At 68.6% G+C, this 24,982-nt stretch carries 26 protein-coding genes; 16 read left to right on the top strand and 10 right to left on the bottom strand.

Annotated elements, in window-relative coordinates:
* The first annotated feature begins 2 nt into the window (after nucleotides 1-2).
* The gene (locus ACLJRL_RS24845; protein ID WP_410658654.1) at nucleotides 3-890 is read left to right on the top strand and encodes a phosphotransferase family protein; all 888 of its coding nucleotides are present in this window, start codon (nucleotides 3-5) and stop codon (nucleotides 888-890) included.
* Between the two features lie 249 nt (nucleotides 891-1,139).
* Here the strand turns inward: ACLJRL_RS24845 and ACLJRL_RS24840 are convergent, their stop codons facing one another.
* The 4 genes from ACLJRL_RS24840 to ACLJRL_RS24825 form a co-directional block, all read right to left on the bottom strand.
* A complete protein-coding gene (locus ACLJRL_RS24840) occupies nucleotides 1,140-2,171 on the bottom strand; it encodes a copper resistance D family protein (RefSeq protein ID WP_410658653.1) in 1,032 nt (343 codons plus the stop codon).
* Nucleotides 2,168-2,731, bottom strand: coding sequence for a copper resistance protein CopC (locus tag ACLJRL_RS24835; RefSeq protein WP_410658652.1), 564 nt, complete (start codon nucleotides 2,729-2,731; stop codon nucleotides 2,168-2,170). The genes ACLJRL_RS24840 and ACLJRL_RS24835 overlap by 4 nt, the downstream gene beginning before the upstream one ends.
* On the bottom strand, nucleotides 2,732-3,514 hold the full coding sequence (locus ACLJRL_RS24830) for a YcnI family protein (protein WP_410658651.1): 783 nt from the start codon (nucleotides 3,512-3,514) through the stop codon (nucleotides 2,732-2,734).
* Between the two features lie 70 nt (nucleotides 3,515-3,584).
* Entirely contained in the window at nucleotides 3,585-4,073 is a 489-nt protein-coding gene (locus tag ACLJRL_RS24825) for a hypothetical protein (RefSeq protein ID WP_410658710.1), read from the bottom strand.
* 303 nt (nucleotides 4,074-4,376) lie between these two features.
* Here ACLJRL_RS24825 and ACLJRL_RS24820 point away from each other — a divergent pair, with 303 nt between their 5' ends.
* Genes ACLJRL_RS24820 through ACLJRL_RS24805 form a run of 4 tightly spaced genes read left to right on the top strand, consistent with a single transcriptional unit; the run spans nucleotide 4,377 to nucleotide 7,947 of the window.
* Nucleotides 4,377-5,024 (top strand): ABC transporter permease, encoded by a 648-nt coding sequence (locus ACLJRL_RS24820; RefSeq protein ID WP_410658709.1) that lies wholly within the window; start codon nucleotides 4,377-4,379, stop codon nucleotides 5,022-5,024.
* The gene (locus ACLJRL_RS24815) at nucleotides 5,011-6,210 is read left to right on the top strand and encodes an ABC transporter ATP-binding protein (RefSeq protein ID WP_410658650.1); all 1,200 of its coding nucleotides are present in this window, start codon (nucleotides 5,011-5,013) and stop codon (nucleotides 6,208-6,210) included. Before ACLJRL_RS24820 ends, ACLJRL_RS24815 begins: the two co-directional genes overlap by 14 nt.
* Nucleotides 6,207-6,986 carry an ABC transporter permease gene (locus ACLJRL_RS24810; RefSeq protein WP_410658649.1) on the top strand — a complete coding sequence of 260 codons (780 nt, stop codon included), beginning with the start codon at nucleotides 6,207-6,209 and terminating at the stop codon, nucleotides 6,984-6,986. The genes ACLJRL_RS24815 and ACLJRL_RS24810 overlap by 4 nt, the downstream gene beginning before the upstream one ends.
* Before the next feature lies 1 nt (nucleotide 6,987).
* Nucleotides 6,988-7,947: a glycine betaine ABC transporter substrate-binding protein gene (locus ACLJRL_RS24805; RefSeq protein WP_410658648.1), complete on the top strand. Its 960-nt coding sequence runs from the start codon at nucleotides 6,988-6,990 to the stop codon at nucleotides 7,945-7,947.
* Nucleotides 7,948-8,016: 69 nt separating this feature from the next.
* Here ACLJRL_RS24805 and ACLJRL_RS24800 read toward each other — a convergent pair whose 3' ends face one another.
* Nucleotides 8,017-8,481 carry a DUF6474 family protein gene (locus ACLJRL_RS24800; protein ID WP_410658647.1) on the bottom strand — a complete coding sequence of 155 codons (465 nt, stop codon included), beginning with the start codon at nucleotides 8,479-8,481 and terminating at the stop codon, nucleotides 8,017-8,019.
* A gap of 54 nt (nucleotides 8,482-8,535) precedes the next feature.
* Between ACLJRL_RS24800 and ACLJRL_RS24795 the strand changes: the two genes are divergently transcribed.
* The 3 genes from ACLJRL_RS24795 (at nucleotide 8,536) to ACLJRL_RS24785 (ending at nucleotide 11,736) form a co-directional block, all read left to right on the top strand.
* Entirely contained in the window at nucleotides 8,536-10,218 is a 1,683-nt protein-coding gene (locus ACLJRL_RS24795; protein WP_410658708.1) for a TM0106 family RecB-like putative nuclease, read from the top strand.
* Nucleotides 10,219-10,298: 80 nt separating this feature from the next.
* A complete protein-coding gene (locus ACLJRL_RS24790; RefSeq protein ID WP_410658646.1) occupies nucleotides 10,299-10,943 on the top strand; it encodes a PadR family transcriptional regulator in 645 nt (214 codons plus the stop codon).
* Nucleotides 10,944-11,061: 118 nt separating this feature from the next.
* Nucleotides 11,062-11,736, top strand: a complete 675-nt coding sequence (locus ACLJRL_RS24785; RefSeq protein WP_410658645.1) for a class I SAM-dependent methyltransferase — start codon at nucleotides 11,062-11,064, stop codon at nucleotides 11,734-11,736.
* A 69-nt stretch (nucleotides 11,737-11,805) separates the two neighbouring features.
* Here ACLJRL_RS24785 and ACLJRL_RS24780 read toward each other — a convergent pair whose 3' ends face one another.
* Nucleotides 11,806-12,564, bottom strand: a complete 759-nt coding sequence (locus ACLJRL_RS24780; RefSeq protein WP_410658644.1) for an SDR family NAD(P)-dependent oxidoreductase — start codon at nucleotides 12,562-12,564, stop codon at nucleotides 11,806-11,808.
* A gap of 160 nt (nucleotides 12,565-12,724) precedes the next feature.
* Here ACLJRL_RS24780 and ACLJRL_RS24775 point away from each other — a divergent pair, with 160 nt between their 5' ends.
* Nucleotides 12,725-14,035, top strand: coding sequence for a UDP-glucose dehydrogenase family protein (locus tag ACLJRL_RS24775; protein WP_410658643.1), 1,311 nt, complete (start codon nucleotides 12,725-12,727; stop codon nucleotides 14,033-14,035).
* 6 nt (nucleotides 14,036-14,041) lie between these two features.
* Here ACLJRL_RS24775 and ACLJRL_RS24770 read toward each other — a convergent pair whose 3' ends face one another.
* On the bottom strand, nucleotides 14,042-14,620 hold the full coding sequence (locus ACLJRL_RS24770) for a TetR/AcrR family transcriptional regulator (RefSeq protein ID WP_410658642.1): 579 nt from the start codon (nucleotides 14,618-14,620) through the stop codon (nucleotides 14,042-14,044).
* A gap of 114 nt (nucleotides 14,621-14,734) precedes the next feature.
* On the opposite strand from ACLJRL_RS24770, the gene ACLJRL_RS24765 reads away from it, so the two are divergent.
* From ACLJRL_RS24765 to ACLJRL_RS24755, 3 genes are read left to right on the top strand one after another with little or no spacing between them, the layout of a single operon-like run.
* A complete protein-coding gene (locus tag ACLJRL_RS24765; protein WP_410658641.1) occupies nucleotides 14,735-15,928 on the top strand; it encodes an FAD-dependent monooxygenase in 1,194 nt (397 codons plus the stop codon).
* A gap of 9 nt (nucleotides 15,929-15,937) precedes the next feature.
* Nucleotides 15,938-16,342 carry a hypothetical protein gene (locus ACLJRL_RS24760; protein ID WP_410658640.1) on the top strand — a complete coding sequence of 135 codons (405 nt, stop codon included), beginning with the start codon at nucleotides 15,938-15,940 and terminating at the stop codon, nucleotides 16,340-16,342.
* A 32-nt stretch (nucleotides 16,343-16,374) separates the two neighbouring features.
* Nucleotides 16,375-18,141: a gamma-glutamyltransferase family protein gene (locus tag ACLJRL_RS24755; protein WP_410658639.1), complete on the top strand. Its 1,767-nt coding sequence runs from the start codon at nucleotides 16,375-16,377 to the stop codon at nucleotides 18,139-18,141.
* A 145-nt stretch (nucleotides 18,142-18,286) separates the two neighbouring features.
* Here ACLJRL_RS24755 and ACLJRL_RS24750 read toward each other — a convergent pair whose 3' ends face one another.
* The 3 genes from ACLJRL_RS24750 to ACLJRL_RS24740 are packed head-to-tail and all read right to left on the bottom strand — an operon-like array spanning nucleotide 18,287 to nucleotide 21,178.
* Complete coding sequence (locus ACLJRL_RS24750; protein WP_410658638.1) at nucleotides 18,287-19,180, bottom strand: VOC family protein; 894 nt, start codon at nucleotides 19,178-19,180, stop codon at nucleotides 18,287-18,289.
* A complete protein-coding gene (locus tag ACLJRL_RS24745) occupies nucleotides 19,173-19,694 on the bottom strand; it encodes an RNA polymerase sigma factor (RefSeq protein WP_410658637.1) in 522 nt (173 codons plus the stop codon). The genes ACLJRL_RS24750 and ACLJRL_RS24745 overlap by 8 nt, the downstream gene beginning before the upstream one ends.
* A 53-nt stretch (nucleotides 19,695-19,747) precedes the next feature.
* Entirely contained in the window at nucleotides 19,748-21,178 is a 1,431-nt protein-coding gene (locus ACLJRL_RS24740; RefSeq protein WP_410658636.1) for an MFS transporter, read from the bottom strand.
* Between the two features lie 108 nt (nucleotides 21,179-21,286).
* On the opposite strand from ACLJRL_RS24740, the gene ACLJRL_RS24735 reads away from it, so the two are divergent.
* From ACLJRL_RS24735 to ACLJRL_RS24720, 4 genes are all read left to right on the top strand, one after another.
* The gene (locus tag ACLJRL_RS24735) at nucleotides 21,287-22,120 is read left to right on the top strand and encodes a helix-turn-helix transcriptional regulator (RefSeq protein WP_410658635.1); all 834 of its coding nucleotides are present in this window, start codon (nucleotides 21,287-21,289) and stop codon (nucleotides 22,118-22,120) included.
* Between the two features lie 63 nt (nucleotides 22,121-22,183).
* On the top strand, nucleotides 22,184-23,047 hold the full coding sequence (locus ACLJRL_RS24730; protein ID WP_410658634.1) for a hypothetical protein: 864 nt from the start codon (nucleotides 22,184-22,186) through the stop codon (nucleotides 23,045-23,047).
* A gap of 58 nt (nucleotides 23,048-23,105) precedes the next feature.
* Nucleotides 23,106-24,230: a sensor histidine kinase gene (locus tag ACLJRL_RS24725; protein ID WP_410658633.1), complete on the top strand. Its 1,125-nt coding sequence runs from the start codon at nucleotides 23,106-23,108 to the stop codon at nucleotides 24,228-24,230.
* Nucleotides 24,227-24,895: a response regulator gene (locus ACLJRL_RS24720; protein ID WP_410658632.1), complete on the top strand. Its 669-nt coding sequence runs from the start codon at nucleotides 24,227-24,229 to the stop codon at nucleotides 24,893-24,895. Before ACLJRL_RS24725 ends, ACLJRL_RS24720 begins: the two co-directional genes overlap by 4 nt.
* Nucleotides 24,896-24,982 lie beyond the last annotated feature (87 nt).

Genomic DNA, 24,982 nt, shown 5'->3' with positions numbered 1-24,982 from the left:
GAGTGGACGGCCGGTTCACGCCCGGCAAACTGCACGAGGCCCTGGCGCGCACGTGTGAACTGCTGGGCGTGGACCCGGCGGGTGCCCGCCTGCTGAGGTTCACCAACAACGCCGTCTACGAGCTGGAGAGCGCGCCGTTCGTCGTCCGGATCGTCGGTTCGACCCGGCTGCGGCACCGCGTCGGCACGGTCGTGCGGGTGGCGCGGCATTTCGAACTGCACGGAGTACCGGCGATCCGCCTGCTTCCCGGCCTCGACCAGCCCTTGCCGGTCGGCGAGCACCTCGTGACCGTGTGGTGGAAAGTGCCGTCCACCGGCCGCAAAGCGAAGTCGGCGGAGCTCGCCGTGCTGCTCCGCCGGGTCCACGCCCTCGCACCGCCCGCCGGCCTCGCCGAATGGGCGCCGTTCGCCGCCGTCCGCGCCCGGGTCTTCGACGCGGAGGAGCTGGCCGACGACGACCGGCGGTTCCTGCTGGAGCGCTGCGCCGAGCTGGAGGACGCCTTGGCGACACTCGATTTCCCGCTGCCCCGGGGCCTGGTCCACGGCGACGCGCACACCGGGAATGTGATCCCCGGGCCGGACGGGCCGGTGCTGTGCGATTTCGATTCCTCCTGCGTCGGACCGCCGGAATGGGACCTGACGCCGCTCGCCGTCGGGCGTGAACGGTTCGGTGATCCACCGGCCCGGTATCGCGTGTTCGCCGAACGCTACGGATTCGACGTGACGACGTGGTCCGGGTTCTCCGTACTGCGGGCGATCCGTGAACTGAAGCTCACCACGAGTGTTCTTCCGATTCTTCGAAGTCATCCCAGCGTGCGGGATGAGCTGCGAAAACGGTTGGACGATCTCCGGAACGGCCGCACCGGGGCCCAGTGGACCCGGTATCGCTGAGTCGCCCGAGATCGTTATCCTGCACGTGCATTCGCCGCTGACGAATGACCGTTCGTCGCTTGCCCGAAATCGCCGATCAAAGGGTGACAAATTCGGCCGCGCTAATCACTTCTATCGGATCAACGCTCCCCCATTTGTGCAACTTGCAACTACGCTCTGTGTTCCGAACCCAGGCGTTTAGTCCTCTAGTTGCGGTCCTTGCACGCGCAACGACCGCAACTAGAGGACTAAACGCGGGGGGAGAGAGCGTCAGGTGGTCGGGACGACCGGGGCCCGGGTCAGGACGACGGCGAAACCGAACGCCAGCCCCATCACGGTCAGTTCCAGCGTCGCCCAGGCGGCCAGCGCCGTGCGGTTGTGCCGCATGATCCGCGGCAGCAGCTTCCACCGCGTGTAGGCGCCGAGCCCCGCGATGACGGCGGTGCACAGCAGCTTCAGCAGCACCAATTGCCCGTACGGCGTGGTGAACACGCCTTCCCAGAACCCGAGTGACGGGTTGAGCGTGATCTCGATCAGCCCGTTGAACAGACCGGTCGCCGCACCGAGGATCAGGCACAGCGTCGCCAGCTTGGAGAACCGCGGCAGCGCGTGCGCCAGCAGTGTCCGGTTCCCGATGAGCAGCACCGCCATCGCGCCGAGCCCGCCGGTCCAGGCGACCGCGCTCATCACGTGCAGTTCCATCGAGATCATCGTGTAGTCGTGGTAGTTCCAGTTCGACGCGTGCCCGGTGACCGGCAGCGGCAGCAGCGCGAACAACCCCAGCCCGACGCGGACTTCGGCGGGCACCTTCTCTCCGTGCTTCAGCGCCAGCACGCCGAGTCCCGCGTGCAGCAGCGCCAGGACGGCGACGATCAGCAGCGCCTTCCCGGCGCCGACGTCGGCGATGTAGCTCCCGACGTCCGAGATCGAAAGAGTGCTGGCCCCGGGCCGGTACTCGGCGGTCTGCAGGATCAGCGCGATGAGCGCGGTCGTGGCCCAGATCAGCGCGGCCGCGACGCTCGCCGGCCGCGCGATGCGCATGATCGGCTCGGAGAGCTTCGGCCGGTCGTAGCCGATCAGCACCGAGAGCAGCGCCAGCCCGATCGTCGCGACCGCCGAGATGTCCAGCAGCACGCGCACGATCGGGATGGAGACCGAGACCGCCTCGCTGACCTGCGCGACCCCGGGTACCGGGGCGGTGGCCGTCAGCGCGACGCCGATGAGGGCGCCGACGATTGCCGCGGTCACCACACAGAACAGCGTGGCGACGCGGGCCCGCGAGGTGGTCTCGGCCTGTGTCATGACCCGCTCTTCTCCTTGTCGCCCGCGCCGGTGCGCAGCGCGACGGTCAACCCGACGGCGAGCAGGACGACGGCGCCCGCGATCCACACCCAGATCGGCACGCCGGACGAGCTTTCGCCACCGGTCGCCGGTGTGGTCTCGCCCTGGCCCGCGTTGCTGCGCGCGGCGTCGGTGGCCGCCGGAGTCCCGGTGCCGGCGGAGGTGAGGGTGAACGGCACCTCACCGGTCACCGAGTGCCCGTCGGCGGACAGGATCCGGTAGCCGATCTTGTAGTCGCCGGCCGGGCCGAGCGGCCGCAGCGGCACGGACACGACGCTGTCGCGGACCTCGACCTGGCCTTCGGCCCACTGGCCGCCGCCCGGTCCGATGACCGCGATCTGGTTGACGTTCGCGTTCTGGACGTACTGGTCGAACGTGAGGGTGATCTTCGCGGGACCGGTGGTGAGCGAAGCGTCCTTCGCCGGGTCGGACGAGATCAGCACGTTGTGTGCCAGCGCCGGGGTGGCGGTGGCGAGCCACGCCACCCCGGTGATCGCCAGCGCGATGAGCACCTTCCGCATTTATTCGGTTCCCTCGGTGTTGCTCTTGGTGGACGAGGCGGCGGCGGTGGCGCGGCGGGCGCGCAGGGTGGCACCGGCGCCGACGCCGAGGCCGAGCGCGCCGACGACCAGTCCGGCGCCGCCGAGCCAGCGGGCGGTGTTGTCGGAGGTCGACGAAGCAGCGTGAGAGTCGTCCGAGGCCTTCGCGTCGGTGCTGTGCCCGCCGCCGCCGTGGCCGTCCGCGCTCTTCTCGGCGAGCTTCACGGTCGGCGCGGGGTGCTCGGGCTCTTCACCGCCGGCCGGAGTCGGCTCATTCCAGTTGACGACCTTGCCGTTCTCGTACGTCTGGGCGGTCGGGAACTCCAGCGCGTCGACGGTGGTCGGGAACGCGCCCGCGCTGATCTGGAACTCCTGGAACTCGGTCGAACCGGCGGCGATCTTGGTGCCGGGCTGGGCGGTCCAGGACACCTTGGTGACGGCTTCGGTGATCTGGGTGCCGGACGCGGTGGTCACCGGGGCGGGCAGCTTGGACTTGACCACTTCGGCGGTCCAGCCGGGGATCGGCCGGGTGCGCACGGACCCGAGGGCGTACTCGGGCTTGACGGTGACCTCGATCTTGACGGTGCCGGCGTCCTTCTCCTCGTTCGGGACGCGGAAGAAGATCGTCCCGTAGCCGCCCTTCGCGGGCTGGGCGCCGTAGACGTTGGCGGTGACGTGCGCCGAAGCGACCCCGGCCGAGAGCAGACCGGCGATACCGATGGTGGCGGCCAGGAAACCGGCGCGCTTGAAGGCGTGATTGGACACGAAGTACTCCTGAACGTGATTGAACGGCGGGTTCGGGGACCTCGCCGGTTTACGGGGGATGAGCTGGGGTTCAGGAGAACAGCGGTGGCCCGCGCCTGCCGTGGACCCGGCGAAGGTCCACGCGGACGAGGTGACCGGGACCCGCCGGACGGGCGAGCGCCGGGGCCGGTACCGCGGCGGGCACCGGAAGAGCACGGAGGACGAACGGCACGAGGGCGCGCAGGCAGTCGAGGACGCCCAGCAGCAGTCCGTCGGCCTTGGCCAGCAGCACCGCGGTGACCAGCGTGGCGACGACGTGCGCCGCGGTCATCGAGAGGCCGCCCGAGGGCGCCGGTTCGTCGTGCATGAGTTCGTGGCTGCTCAGCGAGCTGAGCACGAGGTGCATCACGACCTGTCCGGCGCCGAGATCGACGATCGTCGCGAGCGGTCCGCGTGCCTTCGCCGCGAGCGCGGTGGCGTTCCAGCCGATGAGCACTGTCAGCAACAACGTCATCGCCGTATCGGGTACTTCGCCGTCCCCGATCACGTGAGCGGTGACGGCCAGCGCTGCGGAACTCACGCCGAGCAGCGCACCACGCACAACGCGTAACGCGCTCCGGTGATGACGTCCCTTGCTCACGGGGTGAAGGGTATGCGACGTCCGGTCGAGTGGTCGATGTCCTCCCGGGTGTTGAGCAGTCAGAAAGACGTCGTCCAGACGGCGCGTGCGTTTGCCCATCTAGGCCGAATGGGGAAGGTTTGCGGGATACAAGGCGGTAAACAGGGGTTTGACCGCGAGCGTTCTGGGTAGTCAGGCTCCCGTTACAGCTACTCCGAATGGGTGAGGACCATCACCCAGAGGCGGCGGGAGAACCAGCACGCGATGAATCTCTTCGAGTACATCTCGGATCGGTGGGACAGACTCGCCCTCCAAGGGCTTCTGCATGTCAGCGCGGTCGTGCAGTGCACGATCATCGCCGCCGTGCTCGGCGTGGCGATCGGTGTCGCCGTCTACCGCAGCCCGGTCGGGTCGGCCGTGGCCACCGCGCTGGCGAGCACGATCCTCACCGTTCCCTCCTTCGCCCTCTTGGGTCTCCTCATCCCGGTGTTCGGCCTCGGCGCGAACACCACGGTCATCGCACTGGTGCTCTACGCGCTGCTGCCGATCGTCCGGAACACGATCGTCGGGCTGGGCGGCGTCGATCCGGCGGTCAGTGACGCGGCGCGCGGTATCGGCATGAGCCGGTTCGGCGTGCTGACCAGGGTGGAGCTGCGGCTCGCCTGGCCGGCCGTGCTCGCCGGAATGCGGGTCGCGACGCAGATGCTGATGGGCATCGCGGTCATCGCGGCCTACGCGAAGGGCCCGGGCCTCGGCTCGGAGGTCTTCTCCGGTCTCACCAACGCGGGGAGCACGAACTCCCTCAACCAGGCGCTGGCCGGGACGCTCGGCGTGGTCGTCCTCGCTCTGGTCCTCGACGCCGTTTACGTCCTGATCAACCGTTTGACCGTCTCAAGGGGTGTCCGTGGCTGAGTCGACTGAAACCGTGCACTCCGAAACCGTGTCCGGCGTCGAGATCGAGCTGGAGAGCGTTTCCAAGCGCTACGCCGGCACCCGCGAGCCTGCGGTCGACGACTTCTCGATGGTGGTGCCCGCGGGCAAGATCGTGGTCTTCGTCGGCCCGTCCGGCTGTGGCAAGACCACGACCATGCGGATGATCAACCGGCTGATCGAGCCGTCGTCCGGCCGGATCACCATCGGCGGTGACGACGCGCTGAAGCTCGACGTCGACACCCTGCGCCGCCGCATCGGCTACGCGATCCAGCAGGCCGGGCTGTTCCCGCACTTCACCGTCGCGCAGAACATCGCGGTGGTGCCCGGCCTGCTCGGCTGGGACAAGAAGAAGGTCAACGACCGGGTCGAGGAGATGATGGACCTGGTCGGGCTGGACCCGATCGACTTCCGCGACCGCTTCCCGCGTCAGCTGTCCGGTGGACAGCAGCAGCGCGTCGGCGTCGCACGGGCACTGGCCGCGGACCCGCCGGTCCTCCTGATGGATGAACCGTTCGGCGCTGTCGACCCGATCACCCGCGGCAACCTGCAGGACGAACTGCTGCGCCTGCAGACCGAACTGAAGAAGACGATCGTGTTCGTCACGCACGACTTCGACGAGGCCGTGAAGCTCGGCGACAAGATCGCGGTGCTGGGCAACCAGTCGAAGATCCTCCAGTACGACACCCCGGACGCGATCCTCGCGAACCCGGCCGACGACACGGTCGCCGGTTTCGTCGGGGCCGGCGCGTCGCTGAAGCAGCTGACGCTGCTGCGGGTGCGCGACGTCGAACTGAAGCAGGACGCGCTGACGGCGGCCGTGAGCGAATCGCCGTCGGACGTCCGCGAGAAGCTGACTCAGCAGCGCAAGCATTTCGTGCTGGTGCTCGACCAGCGCCGTCGCCCGATGCGGTGGGTGCACGTCCGCGAGCTGGCGGCGGCGACGTCGCTGGCCACCGCGGGCAAGCCGCTGCGTGACTCGGTCAGTCTCCAGTCGACGCTGCAGGACGCGCTGGAGGCGATGCTCGCCGAGGGCGGCAGCGTTCCGGTGACCGGCGCCCGCGGTGAGTACGCCGGGACGATCGAGCTCGACACCGTCATCGCGACGATCCAGCAGTTGCGCGAAGAGCACGCGGACGGCTCCGAGGCGGAAGGTGCTTCCGCATGACGGCCACCGTCGATACCGGATTCTCGACCGAGTCCTCCTCGAGAAGCGCCGAGCGGGTCCGGCTGTTCGCCCAGCCCGCGGTGGTGCTGGTGATCGTCGCCGGGGTGCTGATCTGGGTGTTCGCCAGTGATCTGACCGCGACGGAGAAGGCGACGCTCAACGTGGCCGGGCTCCTCACGGCGTTGCGCGACCACCTGGCGATGACCATCGTCGTCACCGCGATCGTGGTCGCCGTGGCGGTACCGCTCGGCGTGCTCGTGACGCGGCCGTGGGCGAGGTGGGCGGCGCCGGTCTTCCTGGCCGTCGCGAACATCGGCCAGGCCGCGCCCGCGCTCGGTGTGCTGGTGCTGTGGTTCATCGTCACCGGGGCGACCGGCGGGCTGTGGGTCGCGGCGCTGCCGCTGGCGTTCTACTCGCTGCTTCCGGTGCTGCGGAACACGATGGTGGGTCTGCAGCAGATCGACCCGGCGCTGATCGACGCCGGCCGCGGGATCGGCATGTCGGCCTCCGGCGTGCTGTGGCGGGTCGAGTTCCCGCTGGCCATCCCGCTGATCCTGGCCGGGCTCCGTACCTCGCTGGTGCTGGCCGTGGGCACGGCGACGTTCGGCATGTTCGTCAACGCCGGCGGCTTCGGCCTGCTCATCGACACCGGCTACAAGCTCAACCTGACGAAGGTGCTGATCACCGGCTCGGTGCTCGCCGTCGCGCTGGCACTGCTGGTGGACTGGCTCGGCGCGGTGGCGGAACAGTTCTTCGGACCGAAGGGACTGCGCTGACATGCGGTTAAAGGCGATTCTCGGCGCGGTTCTGTTGTGCGGCACGCTTTCCGCGTGCGGGCTCGAGGTCAACACCGCGCTGCCGTACAAGATCGAATCCGGCTCGATCCAGCCCATCCAGTCGCTCAAGGGCGTCGAGGTGACGGTGGGGTCCAAGGACTTCACCGAGAACATCATCCTGGGCTATATGGCCGAAATGGCGCTTTCCGCGGCGGGCGCGGACGTCATCGACCTGACCGACATCAAGGGTTCGAACTCGTCGAGGCAGGCGTTGCTCTCCGGCCAGACCGACGTCGCGTGGGAGTACACCGGCACCGGCTGGATCAACTATCAGGGCAACGAACTTCCCGTGCCCGGTGGGGAAAAGGCGCAGTACGAGGCCACGAAGGCGGCCGATGAGGCGAAGTTCGGCATCAGCTGGCTGAACTACTCGCCCCTGAACGACCAGTACGGCTTCGCGGTCACAGAGGCCTACGGCGCGCAGAACAACCTGAAGACGACGACGGATCTGGCGGCGTTCCTCAAGCAGAAGCCCGACCAGAACGTGTTCTGCCTGGAGACCGAGTTCACCAGCCGCCAGGACGGCTTCCCGGCCGCCGTGCGGGCGTACGGGTTCGAGAACTCGGTGATCAAGAACTTCGGCATCGGCACGATCTACTCGGCCGTGGCGAGCGGGACCTGCCCGATCGGCGAGATCTTCACCACCGACGGCCGGATCGCCGGCCTGAAGCTGCGCGTACTCGAGGACGACAAGAAGGCGTTCCCGCAGTACAACGCCGTGGCGACGCTGCGGACGGAATTCCTGAACCGGTACCCGGAAATCCGCGGACCGCTGGAAGCCGTCAGCGCCGCGATCGACAACGAGCAGATGATCGAGCTGTGCAAGCAGGTCGACGTCGACGGCCGCGACCAAGGCGAAGTCGCCTACGAGTGGATGAAGAAAAAGGGGTTCATCAAGTAGCGAGAAGTGTCATGAAAGGGTCTTTCAGGACAAAAAACGTCTTGAAAGACCCTTTCATGACATCCGGGCTCAGATCCCGAGGCGGTGCAGCAGCTTCCCCTCGAGCTGGTCCAGCTCCCCGGCGACGGCCCGGTGCGCGGCCTTGCGCCGCGCGGCCGGCATCCGCTCCGAAGCGCGGACTGTCGCCGAAAGCTGCTCCAGTGTTCCCTGAGTGTCCTTCGCGAAGGCCACGTCGGCGTCGGTCGCCTTCGCAGACTTCCGCAGCTCCGTGAGCCCTTGCGTCAATCCCGCGATCCGCGCGTGCAGCGCGGCCCCGCGTCCGCTGAACTCGCCCAGCTGATCGACGGCGACTCCGAGCTTCCGTGCCTGGTAACGGTCGTACAGCTCCCGCGCGGCGCCGGCCGCACGAACGGCGTACGGCGCGACGATCGGCAGTACCGCCGGTCCGAGCACTTTGGCCACCGCGACGGCGTTCTTCGCCTTCTTCGGGGTGAATCTGCCTTCGCCCTCGATGGCTTTGGCCTTGCGCGCCATGGCACCTCCCACGCTTCGTCACCGTCGAACTTACTGGTCCCCGAAGTGGCGGGCATGTCGGCTTGCCGGTGGCCTTCTAGAGTGTTGTCTGTGAGTAACGAGGTGCTACTGGATGCGGGAGCGGTGAGCCGCTGCCGGCGTCGCGTGCACCTCGAACACGATCCGGCGATGCGCGAGGTTCCGCTCGCCCCGCCTGACCCTGCCGCGCAGCTGCGGATCGCCGACGCCTCGGCGCATCGCGACGCGATCGTGCAGCGCCTGATGGACGCGACCGGGCCGGACGCGAGCTGGGTCAAGATCGCACGCGACCTCCCTGCCAGTGAGCGCGTACAGCTCACTGAAGAGGCCTTCGCCGCCGAAGCGCGCTTCATCTGGGGCGCGTTGCTCCCGGTGGATCGCGCCGGACACCGCCGCGGCGGTTCAGAGCTGTTGGTCCGCACCGACGACGGATACGTGCCGGTGCTGGTCGTGCGGCATCGCATCACCGATCGCGGCGCGGGCGCGCCCACCACGGTGATGACCGACCTCGACCCGGCGAACCGGCTGCCGGATCCGGCGCGCAAGGTCCGGTCGCAGCCGCGTGACCAGATGCGGCTCGCGCACCTCTACCGGATGCTCGAGACGCTCGGAAAACACGAAGGGCACCGCGCCATCGGCGGCGTCATCGGTCTCGACGCGGACGTCGTCGTCTGGCACGACCTGTCCGCCGGCACCTGGCCGGGCGGCCGGAGCGCGCTGACGGAGTACCAGAACCGCTTCGCCGACAGGCTCGCCGTCGCGAGCGCGTCGGCCGAGGGCGAAGAGCCGCTGGCCGAACCGTCGCGGATCCTGGAATGCCGTCGCTGCCCCTGGTGGCCGACGTGCGAGGTCGTGCTCACCGAGACCCGCGACGTCAGCCTGGTCGTCCGCGGCGAGGACGCGATGGAGCTGCGCCGTGCCGGGGTGTCCACTGTGGACAAGCTGGCCGCGCTCGATCCGGCCGACGAGCCGCCGCCGATGAACTGGACCGGCGGCACCTTCGCCGACGCGATCATCCTCGCGCGCGCCTGGCTCGCCGATCTCACGATGGTGCGCAAGGTCGACCGCATCGAGGTCTCGCGCGGCGACGTCGAGGTCGATGTCGACATGGAGAGCTTCGGCGATTCCGGCGCGTACCTGTGGGGTTCGCTGCTTTCCGGCGCCGACATCGGGATGGAGCAGGGCTACCGGGCCTTCGCGACGTGGGAGCCGTTGCCGACGGCGGACGAGGCGCGGTCGTTCGCCGAGTTCTGGGCCTGGTTCACCGAGGTTCGCGAGCGCACGCTCGCGGCCGGGCTGACCTTCCGTGCCTACTGCTACAACGCGCTCGCCGAGAACCGCTGGCTCTTCGGTTCCGTGAACCGGTTCGGTGAGTATCCGGGCGTTCCCGCGAAGGCCGAGATCTCGTCCTTTGTGGACTCCGACGAGTGGATCGACCTCTTCCGCAGCGTCACCGACCAGTTCCTCTGTTCGCACGGCAAGGGGCTCAAGGTGATCGCCCCGGTCGCCGGTTTCACCTGGCGTGACGCGGAAGCGAGTGGCGAGGCGTCGATGAGCTGGTACCGCGACGCCGTCGGTATGGACGGCGGCGTCCCCGACGACGCCCAGCGCGAGCGCCTGCTGCGCTACAACGAGGACGACGTCCTGGCCACGCGCGCGCTGCGGGAGTGGATGACCGACCACGCGCAGAAGTCCGTGCCGTACATGAACGACCTCTGAGTCTTCTCGCCCGAGGCACTTGCGATCACTCGCGTGTCTGCGGATACTCGTAGACGAGTACTCGTGAACGAGGAGGCGCGGTGAAGCGACGGAAGGTCGGGAATCTGCTGGCGCTGGCGATCCTGGCCACGCTGCACGAACGCTCGATGCATCCGTACGAAATGGCCTCGATCCTCAAGGCGCGCGGCAAGGACCGCGACATGGGGATCAAATGGGGCTCGTTCTACACGGTCGTCGGCAACCTGGAGAAACACGGCTTCATCGAGGCCGTCGAGAGCAATCGTGACGGCGCCCGCCCCGAGCGGACGGTGTACGGGATCACCGGCGCGGGCCGTGACGAAATGCTCGACTGGGTCCGCGAACTCCTCGCCGAACTCGCACCGGAACAGCCGAAATTCGTCGCCGGGCTGTCGGTGATGCCGTGGCTCGGGCCGGACGAGGTGATCAGCCTGTTCCGTTCCCGGCTGGCAGCGCTGGACGAGGAGATCGCTTCGACGCGTGCGGAGTTGACGCGGCTTCTCGTCGAACTGCCGCGGCTGGTGCTGCTCGAAGCCGAGTACGACCTGGCGATCCGCACGGCGGAGGCCGCGTGGGTCCGCTCGATCCTCGAAGAACTGACTTCCGGCTCGATGCCGGGCCTCGCCGAATGGCGGACCTTCCGCGAGACCGGAGAGCGCTCGGCCGAGGTCGCCGAGCTTGCCGAGAGGGGGAGTACCCGCACGTGAAAGAGCCCCGGCGAGGTGTTGCAGCACCCCGCCGGGGCGACGATCCCGCAACCGGAACCCGGCCACGAGAAGGCATCTTGAGAATAGCCGGGCTCCGGGAAATCAACCTGGAGTGACCATGTCGGAGATCAAGGACAGAAAACGGTTCAAGCTCCTCCCGGAGATGGGCGGCGCGCTGGCACGCAACTACGCACGGCAACGCGGCACCGAACCGCAGCTCGAAGCGTGGCGTAAGCAGGCGGTCGAACTCACCGCCGACCTCCCGGACGGCGCGCGGATCCTGGAAGTCGCGTTCGGGCCCGGCTACTTCGCCGTCGAACTGGCGCGGCCCGGATTCTCCGTCACCGGGCTCGACGTCGCGCCGACGTTCGTGGAGATCGCGAGCGAATACGCGCGGACCCAAGGCATCGACGTCGAGTTCCTTGAGGGCGATGTCTCGGGGATGCCGTTCGAGGACGAGTCGTTCGATCTCGTCGTCTGCCAGGCCGCGTTCAAGAATTTCGTGTGGCCGGTGAAGGCGCTCGACGAGATGTACCGCGTGCTGCGGCCGGGTGGCACGGCGATCGTGCAGGACATGAACCGCGACGCGACCGACGGCGACATCGTGCGCGAGGTCGAGGGCATGAAGCTCGGCAAGCTGGCCGGGCTCGGCGTCCGTCAGACGCTCGGCCAGCTCCGGCGGCGCGCCTACACGCCGGTGCAGTTCGGCGGGCTGGTCGCCGAGACCGCGTTCCGGACCTGTGAGGTCACCACCGCGGGAATCGGGTTGGACGTCCGCCTCACCCGTCCCTGAAAAGCTATGAACGACTCGTTACTTGCAAAATTCGCAAGTAACGAGTCGTTCATGGCACGTGAGGAAGGGCTACCGAGGCGCCATGCGCAGCGAGCCGTCCATCCGGACGACCTCGCCGTTCAGGTAGTCGTGGTCGATCAGCGAGAGCGCGAGCTGCGCGTACTCGTCCGGCCGCGCGAGCCGCTTCGGGAACGGGATGCCCTCCGCGAGCGAGGCGCGGAACTCGTCGCTCACCGTCGCCAGCATCGGGGTGTCGACGATGCCCGGCGCGATGGTCAGCACCCGGATCCCGTGCGACGCGAGGTCACGCGCGGCGGGCAGCGTCATCCCGACGATGCCGCCCTTGGACGACGAGTACGCCACCTGCCCGATCTGGCCGTCGTAGGCCGCGATCGACGCGGTGTTGATGATGACGCCGCGCGCGTTGTCGGCCAGCGGCTCGGTCTTCGCGATGGCCTCGGCGGCCAGCGTCAGCACGTTGAAGGAGCCGATCAGGTTGATCTGGACGACCTTCGCGTACAGGGCGAGGTCGTGCGGGCCCTTCTTCGAAAGGATCCGCGCGGACGGGCCGATCCCGGCGCAGTTCACCACGGTCCGCAGTGGCACCCCGGATTCCGCGGCGGTCGCGACGGCGGCCCGCACCTGCTCCGGGTCGGTCACGTCGGCCTCGACGTAGGTGATGCCCTCGACCTGCTCGGCGTTGGCGATGGCGCCGGCGAGGTCCAGCGCGAAGACCCGCGCGCCCTTCGCCGCGAGCGCCTTCGCGGTCGCACCGCCAAGCCCCGACGCGCCACCCGTGACGAGAGCCGCGGTATCGGTGATCTGCATGTTCTCCCTTTCGTCGAAAACCCCGCCTAGGTTAACGCTCGTTCGCATCGGCCGGGCGGGTGTGTTGGCTCACGTCGGTGCGGAGCATGTCGTGAGGAGTATTCGGTCCTGAAGCATTCCGTTCGCTCGGAGGTCAACTCCGGCTGTCACCTTCAGCAGCATGAGCGCTGCTCGGATCGTGGTGGTGGGGACCGGTTACGTCGGATTGACCACGGGGGCCTGTCTGGCCGGCCTGGGGCATCGAGTCACTTGCGTCGATGTCGACAGGGCGAAGGTCGCAAGGCTCTCCGCCGGACGGGTGGACATCCTGGAGCCGGGATTGTCGGAGCTGGTGTCGAGGGGGCTGACCAGCGGGAGGCTCAACTTCGTGGTCGGCGCGCGCGACGCCGTTCGTGACGCCGAGGCCGTTTTCCTTTGTGTGCCGACGCCGATGGGCGCGGGCGGCTCGGCGGATCTGCGGGCCGTCGAAGCCGTGACGAACGAGATCGGCGACGTCATTCCTCCGGGTTGCGCGCTGATCACGAAGTCGACCGTTCCGGTGGGGACGTCGAAGCGCATCCAGGCCATGCTCGGCCGGACGGACGTCCCGGTCGTCTCGAACCCGGAGTTCCTGCGCGAGGGCACCGCGGTCGAGGACTTCCTCGGCCCGGACCGGATCGTCGTCGGCTCGGACGACGTCGCGGCCGCCCGCTGGGTCGGCGATCTCTACGCCGACCTCGCCGCCCCGGTCGTCGTCGCCGACGCGGCCAGCGCGGAACTGGTGAAGTACGCGGCGAACTGCTTCCTCGCGATGAAACTGTCCTATGTGAACTCGATCGCCGAACTGTGCGAACGGCTCGGCGCGGACATCGACCTCGTCACCGAAGGCATGGGCTACGACCGGCGGATCGGCCGCTCGTTCCTCAAGCCCGGCCCGGGCTGGGGCGGTTCGTGCCTGCCCAAGGACACCAGCGCGCTGGTCAAGGTCGCCGAGTCGGTGCAGTACGACTTCACGCTGCTGACCTCGGCGATCGAGGAGAACATCGCCCAGCGGGACCGGATCGTCGCGAAGATCGCCGGCGCGGTCGGCGGCACGCTGGCCGGTTCGCGGATCGGTGTCCTCGGGCTGGCGTTCAAGGCGGGGACGAACGACTTGCGCGACTCGCCCGCCCTCGCGGTCGCTTCGGTGCTGGGCGCGCTCGGCGCCGACCTGACCGCCTACGACCCGGCAGTCGGCGGCGAGATCGCCGGAATGACCGTGGTCGACGACCCGTATCAGGTCGCGAAGGCGGCTGACGCCGTCGTCGTGCTGACGGAGTGGGACGAGTTCAAGCGGCTCGACTGGCGCTACATGGCCGACCAGATGGACGGCGACTCGGTCGTCGACACGCGCAATCTGCTCGACCCGCAACGGATCCTGGACGCAGGCCTGTCGTGGCAGGGCGTCGGGCGGCCGCGGGCGGCGCTGCGGCGGAAGGTCGCCGTCTCATGACGCCGTTCAGGACACCAGGGCGACGAGTTTCATAAGCCCGTCCACGACCTCCTCGGCCGTCGGAGCGTTCTCCGGGTCCAGCATGTGCTGCAGCATGATGCCCGAGTTCAGCGCCGTGGCCACCGCGCCGATCCGGCGCTCGTCCGCCTCGGTGAGGGTGTCCTCATCGACGCCGAGGAGGCCCGCTGCCATCCCGCGACGTCCTTCGCGCTGTGCCGCCGCAAGCTGTTTCCGCAGCTCAGGATGGTGCTCGGACTGTACGAACGCCTCGATCGAGGCGATCCACAGCTGCCGGTTGCGCCCGTAGGAGTCGATCATCGCGTGCCAGGACGCCCGGTACTGCTCGTCCGCCGGGGCGCCGGGGTCGACGGCGCTCATCATCTCGCGCTGAACCTCTTGACCCCAGTCGTCCATCGCCTGGGAGAACGCCGTCAGCAGCAGGGTTTCGCGCGAGCCGAAGTGGTAGCCGATGGCCGCGTGGCTGACCCCGGCCGCCGCCGCGATATCCCGCACCGTGGTGCGTGACCAGCCCTTTTCCTTGAGGCACTGGATGGCGCCCGTCATCAGGTCTTCGCGATTACCCATGCCCGAGATCTTAGACCATGCGGTTTATCCATTTGGTTTAACCAAATGGCTTGACCAAGCGTGCAAATCTGCCGTACGGTCGCTCCCATCACCACGAACACTGAGGGAGCAGCCATGACCACCACCGTTCTGATCTCCGGCGCCGGCATCGCGGGACCGGCCCTTGCCTTCTGGCTGCGCAAGCGGGGCTTCGCGCCGACCGTCGTCGAGCGCGCCCCTGCCCTGCGTGAAGGCGGCAGCGCGGTCGACTTCCGCGGCGAGCAGATGACCCTGCTCAAGCGCATGGGGATCCTGGAGGACATCCGCGCTAAGGAAATCGCGATGGGCTCGCAGGTCGTCATCGATTCACGCGGCAAGAAGATCGCGGAGATGCCTTCGGTCTTCTTCAGCGGCGAAGTCGAGATCGAGCGCGGAGACCTGACACGCATCCTCTACGAGCACACGAAGGACGACACTGAATACGTCTTCGGAGACTGGATCACCGGGCTGGACGAGCAGCGCGACGGCGTCGAAGTCACCTTCGCGAACAGTGAGCAGCGCAGATTCGACCTGGTCGTCGGCGCGGACGGCCTGCACTCGGGTGTGCGGCGGCTGACCTTCGGCGACGAAGAGCGGTTCCGTACCGACCTCGGCTTCCACACGGCGGGCTTCGTCGTGCCCAACCACCTCGACCTCGACCATCTGGGCCTGATCTGCAGCGTCCCCGGCCGGACGGTGATGGCGGCCAGCGGTCGCGATCGTTCGGTCCTCAACGTCAGTTTTCTCTTCGCGTCGGACTCGCTGGAGGTGCCTCGGCGCGATGTCGAGGCGCAGAAGAAGGTCGTCATGGAGCGGTTCGCCGGCATGGGCTGGGAAGTCCCGAAGTTGCTCGAAGGACTCAAGGACGCCGATGACGTGTATTTCGATTCGCTCAGCCAGATCTACCTGGACAAGTGGTCGAAGGGCCGGATCGTGCTGCTCGGCGATGCCGCGTATTGCGCCGGTCCGGGAGGTTCGGGCACCGGGCTCGCGATGATGGGCGCGTACATCCTGTCGGGCGAACTCGCTGCCGCACACGGTGACCACGAAGTCGCTTTCGCGCGCTACGAAGAGAAACTGCGCGGTGCGGTGAAGGTTTCGCAGAAGCAGGCGGCCGGGATCGGCACGTTCCTCATCCCGAAGACGCGGTTCGTGATCGGCTACCGCAACTTCCTGTACCGGGTGCTGGGTTCGCGGCCGATGACGAAGGTGTTCACCTGGATCACTTCGCGCGCGGCCAACGCGGCGACGCTGGAAAACTATGACGCTCCGGTGGCCGCACAGCGCTAACTTCGGCATGTGAGGGATCTGAAGGAGTTTCGCGGGGCCTGCTACGAGGCGGCTCGGCGAACGCGTGGCCAGGTCACCGGGTTCGTGCCGATGGCAGGGAACTTCGAGACGGGCGAGATCGCTTATCGCCATCGAACCGCCGCGGTGTTGTGGACGCAGGAGTGGGACGAGAACGGAAGGCACGAGATCCTGGGCATCGCGGAAGCGCCCGTGGGCTGGGGATCGATGACCTTCGTCGACGAGCCGGGATTGCTGGCCGTTCTGGGAGAGCTGCTTCCTGAGTTCCGGTTGTACAGCCGGGCTGAACTTGAGGCGTCGATCGACCTCTCGGTGCCGCCTTGGGTGAACGATCCCGATGCCAGGTACTGGCGGCCCGACGTCCTCGGCAACGCCCTCTTCAACTTCTGGGACTGAAGAAGTAGTTAGCAAAGCGTAGTATTAGCCGGGTGTTCACGACCAGGCCGGAACTGGCCGGCACCCACGGCATGGTGGCATCGACGCACTGGCTGGCTTCGGCCACCGGTATGGCGGTCCTCGAAGACGGCGGCAACGCCTTCGACGCGGCCGTCGCGGCCGGGTTCGTCCTGCAGATCGCCGAGCCGCATCTCTGCGGCCCGGCGGGTCAGGTCCCCGGCATCTTCGTCACCGCGACAGACCGGACGCCTCGCGTCCTCGCAGGTCAGGGGGTCTCGCCCGCGGCCGCGACTCCGGAGTACTTCGCGAACCTCGGGCTCGATCTGATCCCCGGCAGCGGGCTGCTCCCCGCGACCGTGCCGGGGGCGTGGGATGGCTGGCTGCTGCTCCTGCGGGATCACGGCACGAAGTCGCTGCGTGAGGTGCTCGGCTACGCGATCTCCTACGCCCGCAACGGGATTCCGCTGGTCAGCCGGGTCGGTGACACCATCCGCGCGGTACGCGACCTGTTCACCGGGCATTGGCCGACGTCGGCGGCGCTATGGCTGCCCGACGGCAAGCCCGCCGAGGGACTGCACCGCAACCCGGCGCTCGCGGACACCTGGGAACGCCTGGTCGCCGAGGCCGAGTCGGTCAGCGGGCGAGAGGCGCAGATCGACGCCGGACGGCGCGCGTGGTCGCAGGGTTTCGTCGCCGAGGCGATCGACGCGTTCAGCCGCAAGGCCTTCCGCGACGACTCCGGCCGTGACCACGCCGGGCTCCTCACGGGCGAGGACCTCGCGGGCTGGGAAGCGACGTACGAAGACGCGTTGCAGGTCGACTTCGGCGACTGGGGCCTGGTCAAGATGGGCGCCTGGACTCAGGGGCCGGCGTTGCTGCAGCAGGCCCGGTTGCTGGACGGCCTGCGCGACGAACTGTCCTATGTAGACGGAATTCCGACCGAACGCACGGTGCACCTGGCCGTCGAGGCCGCGAAGCTGGCGTTCGCCGATCGCGAGGCGTGGTACGGGGATTCTCCCGACGTGCCGATCGATCTGCTGATTTCCCGGGAGTACGCGGAAACGCGCCGGGCCTTGATCACCGAGGAGGCGTCCGCGGAACTCCGGCCGGGCGGACCTTCACCGCGCCTGCCCGCGATCCTCGAAAAACTGCGCGGGCTCGAATCCGGATCCGGCGCGACGGGAGAGCCGACGGTCGGGCCGCTGGGCGAGACCCGCGGCGACACCGTGCACATCGACGTCGTCGACGCGGCCGGGAACATGATCTCCGTGACGCCGTCGGGCGGCTGGCTGCAGTCGAGCCCGACGATCCCCGAACTCGGCTTCTGCCTCGACTCGCGCGGGCAGATGTTCTGGCTGGAACAGGGCCTGCCGAACTCGCTGGCCCCGCGTAAACGGCCGCGGATCACGCTTTCGCCGTCGATGGGCCTGCGGGACGGCGAGCCGGTGCTGGCGTTCGGGACGCCGGGCGGTGACCAGCAGGACCAGTGGCAGCTGTGTTTCTGGCTGGCGCACACGCTCGGCGGGCTGAACCTGCAGGAGTCGATCGATTCTCCCGCCTGGCACACGACGGCCTTCCCCAGTTCGTTCTATCCGCGCTCGTGGACGCCGCGGGAACTCGTGGTGGAGTCGCGGCTCGGTCAGTCCACAATGGACGCATTGGCCGCGCGCGGGCACGACGTCGTCGACGCGGGCCCCTGGTCGCTCGGGCGCTTGTCCGCCGTCTCGCGCGATGGCGACGGCCTTCTCCGGGCCGCCGCCAACGCGCGAGGAATGCAGGGATACGCGGCGGGACGCTAGCTGCTTTCCCGTGCCCAAGCCCGAGTTGTCCACAACGACCCCCGCCTGTGGACAACTCGGCTCAGTCCCCCTTCCCCTCCCCCTTCGGCGATAGACTGGCTTCGGGGTCGCCCCCCAGGGTTCGGGTGGGGGCTGGGATGGTGACTTAAGAGCGCGGCTGTTCCCACAACCAGAACTCGATGCCCTGGTCGTCCACGCATTCCGCGCTCAGGCCGTAGGGCTGCTGTTCGGTTTCGCCGGTCTGACCGCCCTGGGAGCGGACGCGGTCCAGCGCGTCGGCGAGGTCGTCGACGGCGTACATCACCTTCCAGCCGACCTGGCGGCCCGGGCCGCCCCAGAGTCCGCCCCGCAGGCCGGAACCCTCGACGCCCCAGCCGCCTTCGACGTGCCCCGGCGAGAACTGCCAGCCGAGGACGGCGCCGTAGAACGCCTTCGCGCGCTCGTCGTCCGGAACCTGGAAGGTGAAGTAGCCCGCTTCACCGTGTCGCACCGGATTCGCGTCGGACGTCGGGCGCGGCGCCGCTTGCGAGACCAGCCACCGCTGGCCGAACGGGTCGCGGATCGAGCCGCCGCGTCCGTGCGATGACGCCTTCACCGGTTCGAGTACCTCGGCCCCGAGCGCCACCGCCCGTTCGAAACTTCTGTCCACATCGGACACTTCCACCCGCATCGACGCGCCGCCCGCGGTGGCCGCGACGTGCCCGATGTCGGGGAACTCGTCGGCCAGCATCAGCACGGAATCACCGATCGCGAGTTCGGCGTGCCCGATCCGGCCGTCCTCCATCACGATCGGTTCGGCCCGGCGCTGCGCCCCGAACACCTCGACGTAGAAGTCGAGCGCGGCGCGGGCATCGGAAACGGCCAGGTACGGGGTCAGAGCGCGGACTTCGGCGTTCGTCGTCGGCGTTTCGGTGGACGTGGTCATATCGGCTCCGTTCAGGACGGCGCGACGCAGGTTGTCACGCAGTTCGGCGGCGAAGAGCGGGTCGGGATCGACCGGCTGCGAGGGTGCGCGAAGCACGTCGAACGGATCAGGCATCACGACCCTCCTTCTCCTGGTGAGCACGCCGGAACGCGGCACGGGCCCGCACGAGCAACGCCTCCGTGGCGTGCACGGTGCGGTCCAGGTGGGCGGCGACCTCCGGTACCGGGAGGCCGTCGACATACCGAAGCGTCAATGCGGCTTGATGATGCGCTCCGAGTGACGCGAGCACTTCGCGCGCCAGGAGGGCGTCCAGCCGCTCGTCCCACGGATCGGTGTAGTCCTCCTCCTCGTGGACGAGCCGCAGCCCGCGTTCCTCACGTTCTTTGCGCCGCCAGTGATCGGCGAGCTTGTGCCGGGCGACGCCGATCAGCCACCCGGTACTCACCGCCGGCGCGAACTCCTTGCGACAGGCCCTCACCGCGCCGAGGAACGTCTCGGACGTCAGTTCCTCGGCGAGCGTGCGATCACCGCACCGGGACAGCAGGTACCCGTAGACCTCCGGCAACGCCGTGTCGTACAGCGACAGCAGCGCGAAGGCCGGGTCCCGTTGCACCCGAGGTTCCGTCACAACCTCATAGTCGCTCGGGGAGCCACTTCTCCGACGGGTGAATCCGAACTTTCTCAGACCCGCGGGTCCGGCAGCTTCCGCGCGACGGTGATCACGCCGACCGTCAGCACCGCCTGGATACCGATGACCAGCACGAACGCGCCCTTCATCCCGAGCGAACCGGCGCCGACAGACGCGAACAGGGTCCCCAGCGTCGCCACGCCCAGCGCCATCGCGGCCTGCTGCGACGTCGTCAGCATCCCGCTGCCGACCCCGGCGATCTCCGGCGGAACCTTCGACAGCACGATCCGGAACACCGTCGTCATCGCGAGTCCCTGCCCGAATCCGCACAGCAGCATCCCCGGCGCGAAATCGAGTACGCCCAGGTTCGGCCACCCCATCAGCACGGTGCCGATCAGGACCAGCAGCCCGAGCAACTGGATCGACAGCCCCGCGGCCACCACCCGCTGCCCGAACCGCGTCACCAGACGGCTGCTGACCAGGCACATCGTGAAGAAGGCGAGCGAAAGCGGCGCCGTCACCAGCCCGGAGCCCAGCGGGCCGAGGTGCAGGCCGTCCTGCAGGGTCACCGCGAACACGAACATGAACGCGCTGAACCCGACGAAGAACGGGACCCCGACCAGCAGTCCCTGTCGCACGCTCGGCATCCGCATCACCGACGGCGGCAGGAGCGGGACACCGCCGTGCCGTTCCATCTTGCGTTCGACGTGCACGAAACCGGCGGCGGCGAACGGGAACACCACGAGCAGCGCGATCGTCCACAGTGGCCAGCCGAGCACCGGGCCTTCCGCCAGCGGGAGCAGCAGTGACACCAGGGCGATCGCCAGCAGGACGGTGCCCGGGCGGTCGATGCCGATCGGATTCCGCGAGCGGCTTTCCGGGATCAGCCTGCGCGCGATCACCAGTCCGGCGATCCCGACGGGCACGTTGACCAGGAAGATCGGCCGCCAGCCCGTGCCCAAGAGATCGGCGGCGACCAGCGCCCCGCCGAGGAACTGGCCGAGCACCATCGAAAGTCCCGCCGTCGCGCCGTAAAGCCCCAGCGCCTTGGCCCGGCGCTCGCCGGTGGTGGTCGCCTGGATGATCGACAGCACCTGCGGCAGCATCAGCGCGGCGGCCGCCCCCTGCGCGGCCCTGGCCAGTACCAGCGTCAGCGCCGTCGGCGCGATCCCGCAGAGCAGCGAGGTCACGGTGAACGAGGCCAGCCCGATCAGGAACATCTTGCGGCGGCCGAAGGCGTCGCCGAGACGGCCGCCGACGACCAGCAGCACGGCGTAGGCGATCCCGTAGGACGCGACCACCATTTCGAGGGTGGCCGAGGAGGTGCGGAGATCGGAACCGATCGCCGGCAGGGCGATGTTGACGATGAAGAAGTCGATGAGCGGGAGTGCTGCCCCCAGCAGCACGGTGACCAGGCCCGCCGAGGTGAGGGCCGGTCCGGCGGCGACGCGGGTGGGCGTCGCCGGAGCTTGCGTCGAAGTCATGGGTACTACGATCCGGCGTTCTTCACCCTGGTACCAGGAGTGTGTTTATCCTGGTATTACCACTACCTGGTAACCGGCTCCGAGCTTTGCGACCCTGATGGGGTGACCATGACCGTCGATTCGCGCGTGGCCCAGGTACGCAGGCACGAACTGGCCGCGTTCCTGCGCAGCCGCCGCGAGCGCATCACCCCGGACCAGGTCGGCCTGCCGATCAGCGGCCGGCGCCGGACGCCGGGCCTGCGTCGTGAAGAGGTCGCGCAGCTGGCCGGGGTCGGGGTCACCTGGTACACGTGGCTCGAACAGGGCCGGGACATCAACGCGTCCGACCAGGTGCTGGAGGCGATCTCCCGCACGCTGCGGCTCGACCCGCACGAGCACCTGCACCTGTTCACCCTCGCCGGCGCGCCCGAGCCGCCGCTGGAGAAGGACTGCAAGCTCCTCAGCGACAACGTCTACCGGATGATGGCGAAACTGGAGCCGTTCCCGGTCTGCGTGCGCAACGCGCGGTGCGACATCCTCGCCTACAACCGGGCCTACAACTGGCTGATGGGCGACGTCGACTCGATCGCGTTCGAGGAACGCAACACCATGATCCAGTGCCTGACCAATCCCGAATGGCGGCGACGGCTGCCGGACTGGGAGACCAACCTGCCCCGGGTGATCGCCGGATTCCGGGCGGCGATGGCCGAACATCTCGCCGAACCGGCATGGAAGAACCTGGTCAAACGGCTGCGGCAGGAATCCGAGCTCTTCGAGCGGATGTGGAAGGAACACGACGTCTCCAGCGAGCGGATCGTGCTCAAGCGGTACCTGCACCCGGACGTCGGCCTGCTGCGGTTCGAGTTCTCGTACCTCTACCTGGGACGTCGTTCGGAGATCTCGCTGGCCACGCTCACTCCGGCGGATGAGGAAACCGCGGCGAAACTGCCCGGCTCCTTCTGAAGGGGGAGAAGGACCAGGCTCGCGAGGGAGTCATTCCGCGGCCTGGAGACCGACGCTTGAGGCATGACCGCAGCAGTCGCCTCCCCGAAGATATCCAGTGCGCGCCTGATCGTCTGCTACGCGGCGATCCTCGGCACGCTCCCTTACCTGACACTGAAAACTTCCTGGGTCACCGGCGGCGACCTCGGTCTCCGCGACCCGTCCTTTGTGGACTCCGACCTGATGTTGTTCGCGAACCTCCTCACCGGCGGGATGGACGTCGTCGCGGTGATTCTCGCGCTCGCGTTCACCTACTCCTGGGGCCGCCAGATCCCCGCGCCGCTCGTGCTGTTCCCGATCTGGATCGGCACCGGGCTGCTCGCGCCGATCGTGCTGAACCTCCCGGTGATCGTCGCCGACCTGTCCACCGAGCAGCTGACCGAGATGCCGCTGGAGAACTGGGTCTGGGCCGTGGTCTACGGCGGCTTCGCCTGGCAGGGCGTCATGTTGCTGACGGCGTTCGTGCTCTACGCCCGCGACCGCTGGTGGTTCGTCGTCACCGGGACCGTCCGGCCGGGGATGCTCGGGATGGCAGGCAGGCTGGGCATCGCCGCCGCCCTCGGTGCCGCGACCGCCCACGTGATCTGGGCGTTCGGCTCCGGCGGGATGTCCGCCCGCGGCCAGGACGTCGTGGTGGCGCTGCTCAGCGTGCTCGCCGCGATCGCGCTGGCGACCGCGTCCCGCGGCCGGTTCTGGCCGCGGCTGGTGCTGGTGTGGACCGGCGCCGGGGCGATGGCGGGCTCGGGGGCTTGGGGCCTGTTCAGCGCGCTCAACATGGGCTCGAACGGTTCGACCGGCTGGTGGCCGGTGCCGGTGCTGGCCGTCCAGGTGATCGGCGGCGTCCTGATGATGACGTCGATCCTGCGCCGCCTACCGCACGCGGCGTAGCCGAGAAGCCGCTTCCCGACGGACGCGGTACGCCCTTCCCCCGGGTAGCTTTCGTCCTGTGCTGCTGAAAGACAGAAATCCCCTGAGCGAGTGGGCGGGCCGCGTCCTGCGCACGGTGCTGCCGCTGGGGTTCGTCCTCGGGGTCACGAGTGGCGCGTCCCGCTGGCAGCCGGACGCGCCGGTGCTGACCCCGCTCGGGTACCTGTGGCTGATCGCCACCGCGCTGCCGCTGCTGGTGGCGCACCGGTTCCCGATGCCGGTCTTCCTGCTCACGTCCACGCTGACGCTGGGGTATTACGCCTCGGGCAACCCCGGCGGGCCGGCGATCGTGCTGCCGACGATCGCGCTGTTCGTGCTCACGAAGATCCGCGGGCCACTGGTCGCCGGGATCAACGGCGGCGCGCTCCTGCTGGTCGCGGGGATCGCGCTGTTCGCCCGGCACGGGTTCGCCGCGTTCGACGTGCGGGCCGGCCTGGGGGTGGTCTGGGTGGTCGCGGTCGTCGGGATCGGGACGGCGGTGCGCAACGGGATGGCCGCCGCCCGGGCCCGTCGCGAACAGGCCGACGAGCACCGGCACCGGATGGCCGAGCAGGAGCGGCTCACCATCGCCCGCGAGGTGCACGACGTCGTCGCGCACAGCCTGGCGATGATCAACGTGCAGGCCGGCGTCGCCGCCCACGTCGCCGACAGGCGGCCTGAGCAGGCGAAAGAGGCCCTGCTGAACATCAAGGAAGCGAGCGCTTCGGCGCTGAAGGATCTCCGCGCGACGCTGGCCGTGCTGCGTTCCGGTGAGGACAAGGCGCCCGCGCCGAGCCTCGCCCAGGCCGGCGAACTGTTCGAGCACGCGCGGGCCGCCGGGCTGGAGGTCCGCGTCGACGGCGAACCGGGCGAGCTGCCCGCGCCCGTCGACGGCGCCGCGTACCGGATTCTGCAGGAGTCGCTGACGAACGTCGTCCGGCACGCGAACCAGGCGCGCGGGGTCGATGTCAGGTTCGAGCGGAAAACCGGTGCGCTGACGCTGCTCGTCCGCGACGATGGCCGTGGCGCCGTCGAACCCGCGCTCGGCCACGGTCTGCGCGGGATGTCCGAGCGGGCGGCCGCGCTGGGCGGCGAGTTCAGCACGTCCGTGGTGGACGGCGGGTTCCAGGTTCGCGTGGATCTACCGATCGAGGGGGAACGATGACGATCAGGGTGGTCCTTGCCGACGACCAGGCGCTGGTACGCGCGGGTTTCCGGGTACTGCTGGAGACCGAAGACGGGTTCGAGGTCTGCGCCGAGGCCGGTGACGGCGAGCAGGCCGTCGTCGCCGCGGCCGAGCACAAGCCGGACATCGTGGTGATGGACATCCGCATGCCCGGCGTCGACGGGCTCGAAGCGACCAGGCGGATCACCGCGGACCCGGAACTGGCCGGGGTGAAGGTCCTGGTCCTGACAACTTTCGACGTCGACGAGTACGTCTACGAGGCGTTGCGCGCGGGCGCGAGCGGGTTCTTGCTGAAGGACACCGAACCGGTGGAACTGCTGCGGGCGTTGAAGGTGGTCGCCGCGGGCGAGGCGCTGCTGGCGCCGACGGTGACCCGGCGGCTGATCGCGGAGTTCGTCGACCGGCCGGAGAACCGGCGCATCGACGTGAGCGCGATCCGCGAGATCACCGATCGCGAGCGGGAGGTCCTCGGGCTGGTCGCCGGCGGGATGTCGAACGATGAGATCGCGGCGCACCTGGTGATCTCCACGGCCACGGCGCGTACACACGTCAGCCGGATCATGACCAAGATCGGGGCGCGGGACCGGGCGCAGCTGGTGGTGCTCGCCTACGAGTCCGGGCTGGTCAGCCCGCGCCGTGGCTGACGGGTCACGGCGAGGGATTCGCTAAAACCGGGGATTGGCCAAGAACTCGAAATGTCACTTCGCGTGACCGAAAACCTGTCGCGACGC

Origin of the sequence: Amycolatopsis sp. lyj-112, assembly GCF_046549055.1 — a bacterium.
Taxonomy (GTDB): domain Bacteria; phylum Actinomycetota; class Actinomycetes; order Mycobacteriales; family Pseudonocardiaceae; genus Amycolatopsis.
The sequence above is the reverse complement of the archived record's forward strand: the minus strand, read 5'-3'. Positions and strand labels throughout refer to the sequence as shown.

What these genes read in the sequence shown, in the direction of transcription:
- ACLJRL_RS24735 (WP_410658635.1), top strand. Translation starts at nt 21,287, where the DNA reads ATGACCGTCGATTCGCGCGTGGCCCAGGTACGCAGGCACGAACTGGCC.
- ACLJRL_RS24805 (WP_410658648.1), top strand. Translation starts at nt 6,988, where the DNA reads ATGCGGTTAAAGGCGATTCTCGGCGCGGTTCTGTTGTGCGGCACGCTT.
- ACLJRL_RS24765 (WP_410658641.1), top strand. Translation starts at nt 14,735, where the DNA reads ATGACCACCACCGTTCTGATCTCCGGCGCCGGCATCGCGGGACCGGCC.
- ACLJRL_RS24840 (WP_410658653.1), bottom strand. Translation starts at nt 2,171, where the DNA reads ATGACACAGGCCGAGACCACCTCGCGGGCCCGCGTCGCCACGCTGTTC.
- ACLJRL_RS24810 (WP_410658649.1), top strand. Translation starts at nt 6,207, where the DNA reads ATGACGGCCACCGTCGATACCGGATTCTCGACCGAGTCCTCCTCGAGA.
- ACLJRL_RS24775 (WP_410658643.1), top strand. Translation starts at nt 12,725, where the DNA reads ATGAGCGCTGCTCGGATCGTGGTGGTGGGGACCGGTTACGTCGGATTG.
- ACLJRL_RS24795 (WP_410658708.1), top strand. Translation starts at nt 8,536, where the DNA reads ATGTCGGCTTGCCGGTGGCCTTCTAGAGTGTTGTCTGTGAGTAACGAG.
- ACLJRL_RS24800 (WP_410658647.1), bottom strand. Translation starts at nt 8,481, where the DNA reads ATGGCGCGCAAGGCCAAAGCCATCGAGGGCGAAGGCAGATTCACCCCG.
- ACLJRL_RS24770 (WP_410658642.1), bottom strand. Translation starts at nt 14,620, where the DNA reads ATGGGTAATCGCGAAGACCTGATGACGGGCGCCATCCAGTGCCTCAAG.
- ACLJRL_RS24730 (WP_410658634.1), top strand. Translation starts at nt 22,184, where the DNA reads ATGACCGCAGCAGTCGCCTCCCCGAAGATATCCAGTGCGCGCCTGATC.
- ACLJRL_RS24820 (WP_410658709.1), top strand. Translation starts at nt 4,377, where the DNA reads ATGAATCTCTTCGAGTACATCTCGGATCGGTGGGACAGACTCGCCCTC.
- ACLJRL_RS24785 (WP_410658645.1), top strand. Translation starts at nt 11,062, where the DNA reads ATGTCGGAGATCAAGGACAGAAAACGGTTCAAGCTCCTCCCGGAGATG.
- ACLJRL_RS24720 (WP_410658632.1), top strand. Translation starts at nt 24,227, where the DNA reads ATGACGATCAGGGTGGTCCTTGCCGACGACCAGGCGCTGGTACGCGCG.
- ACLJRL_RS24740 (WP_410658636.1), bottom strand. Translation starts at nt 21,178, where the DNA reads ATGACTTCGACGCAAGCTCCGGCGACGCCCACCCGCGTCGCCGCCGGA.
- ACLJRL_RS24780 (WP_410658644.1), bottom strand. Translation starts at nt 12,564, where the DNA reads ATGCAGATCACCGATACCGCGGCTCTCGTCACGGGTGGCGCGTCGGGG.
- ACLJRL_RS24835 (WP_410658652.1), bottom strand. Translation starts at nt 2,731, where the DNA reads ATGCGGAAGGTGCTCATCGCGCTGGCGATCACCGGGGTGGCGTGGCTC.
- ACLJRL_RS24750 (WP_410658638.1), bottom strand. Translation starts at nt 19,180, where the DNA reads ATGCCTGATCCGTTCGACGTGCTTCGCGCACCCTCGCAGCCGGTCGAT.